The 2,158-nt window shown below is 48.1% G+C and carries 2 protein-coding genes; both read left to right on the forward strand.

What is annotated here, in order from left to right:
• The coding region (locus KZ793_RS22770; RefSeq protein ID WP_317987495.1) for a DNA/RNA non-specific endonuclease at positions 1-1,741 on the forward strand (1,741 nt) is incomplete at its 5' end.
• A complete protein-coding gene (locus KZ793_RS22365; protein ID WP_225817272.1) occupies positions 1,741-2,073 on the forward strand; it encodes an immunity protein YezG family protein in 333 nt (110 codons plus the stop codon). The genes KZ793_RS22770 and KZ793_RS22365, both read left to right, overlap by 1 nt.
• Positions 2,074-2,158 lie beyond the last annotated feature (85 nt).

Genomic DNA, 2,158 nt, shown 5'->3' on the forward strand with positions numbered 1-2,158 from the left:
CTTTGACAAAGAGAAAGAACAGCAACGACTGAAACAGGCCCAACTGCTTGGCGAAATCAGTGCGCAGGTGATTGATATCGCCAGTACCGAAGGAGCCATTATCGCCACCAAAGCGGCCCACGCTAAACTGGAGAACATCAGTGAACCGGATAGAAAAGCGGCCATAAAAGTCCTGGAGGATAAAGGTAAAACTGACATCACCCCGGAACTCATTAAAGACCAGATTTACAAGACCGCCTATCATCAGGCATTGAATGAATCTGGCTTTGGCACCGGTGGCAAATACCACACCGCTTTACAGGCGGCCACTGCCGCCATTCAGGGACTCGCGGGCGGAAATATGGGTCAGGCACTGGCGGGCGGCGCTTCCCCTTACCTGGCCGGGGTGATTAAAGACCTGACCACCGACCCGAAAACCCATCAAGTGGATGTCGTAAGCAATACCCTGGCCCATGCAATTCTGGGGGCAGTAGCGGCCGAAGTCAGCGGTAACAATGCGCTGGCGGGTGCAGCAGGCGCAGCGGGCGGGGAACTGGCCGCCCGGGAACTGATGAAGCACATTCACGGCGAAAATGTTAAAGTCAGTGACTTAAGTGAAGAGGAAAAACAGACCATCAGCACCCTCTCCACTCTGGCAGCGGGTCTGGCTGGCGGCATTGCCGGTGACTCCACCGGCAGCACCGTTACCGGGGCCCAGGCCGGGAAGAATGCGGTCGAGAATAATTTCCTGAGTGCCAAAGATGTCTACGAACTGAAAGAAGAGCTACTGGAAGCAGAAAAGACTGGCACAGATAAGCAGGTAATTTACGACAAGTTTAAGGAGCGCAGCGAGAAAAACCGTCAGGAAGGTGTGGCGGATGACTGTTCCCATAATCCGGGCTGTGTGGTGTCCGTCTGGGAAATGATGAACTCGGGAACAGACGCCGCTAGCGGCCTAAACCGGACTTCGTTCCTCTCCAATCTCAGCAGTGAGGAGATGGCACAGTTAAACCGCTTTGTGCAGGCAGAGAATGCGGAAAGTGCTCAGGCGATTTACCAGTCTCTGCCGGATGTGGTAAAGAAGGTTGTTGAAGGCAAGGAGTTCGCGGAACAGTTTGGTGTAATGCCGAAAGTGGGCGGCAGTAGCGGAATAATTGGACTGGGGATTGCCGGGAAGAAGCCGAAGTCACAAGGTACAGGAAATACGGAAGCAAAAGGTGCTAGCTCTACTCATAATCAGCAGGCGAATCAATCGGGAGCCGCGACTATCGAGCCGCAAGTTGTCGTTCTAAACTCAGGGAAGAAAGGCGCTTGGGAAAAGCAACTGAATAAACCTAAGCCCAATACGATTTATCATGTTGATGATAACAAAACATATAAAACGGACTCATTAGGACGAGTTCACTCGGTTGAGGCTAAGTTGTTACTGAATGCAAATGATCGTAATGGCTATCAGCAATGTAAAGCTGGTAAGTGTGGTAATCCGGGAGATGATGGCGGTCATTTGATAGCAACAATCTTCAATGGGCCGGGTGAAAAACTTAATATTGTCCCGATGGATTCTAACTTAAATCGCGGTGCCTGGAAGAAAATGGAAAATCGCTGGGCAAACGCATTGAAAGAAGGTAAGCAAATTAATGTTAAGATAGAGCCTGTTTACTCAGGTAATAGTCAGCGGCCTACCAGTATTAACGTTCGTTATTCAATAAATGGCAGCCGTGAGAAAGAAGAAACCTTTATAAATGCTCCGGGAGGGAAATAATGAGAAGTGATCAAGAAATTTACAAAGATATAGGTCTTATCTTATATAGCATTGTTCCCGATGAAGCTCGTAAAATCATCATGCGCGCAGACTTATCTCCAGAAGGAGATCATTGTGCATATGAGTATGACTACATTGATAATAGTGGTAATACTGAATGGCTAACAGCCGGAGGGCAAGCTAATACTGATATGCTTCGTTATTTAGTTGAATTACGTAATTACTACATGGATAACAACCTTACTAATGATCGCACAGTATGGCACGGTTGCGAGGTTACACTTGATGTAGAACAAATGAAGCTCAATATAGACTTCAAATACGAAGACTAACCAGAAAGAGATCCCAGCCAAAATGAACTGCTCCCTGAAAGTTGGACACCCAACAAGTAAGGGAAGTTCTCCATGAAGAAGTACA

Source organism: Photorhabdus antumapuensis (genome assembly GCF_020387775.1).
In the GTDB taxonomy this organism is placed as follows: domain Bacteria; phylum Pseudomonadota; class Gammaproteobacteria; order Enterobacterales; family Enterobacteriaceae; genus Photorhabdus; species Photorhabdus antumapuensis.

Excerpts from the sequence above, each read along its gene's own strand:
- KZ793_RS22365 (WP_225817272.1), top strand. The coding sequence starts at position 1,741 with ATGAGAAGTGATCAAGAAATTTACAAAGATATAGGTCTTATCTTATAT.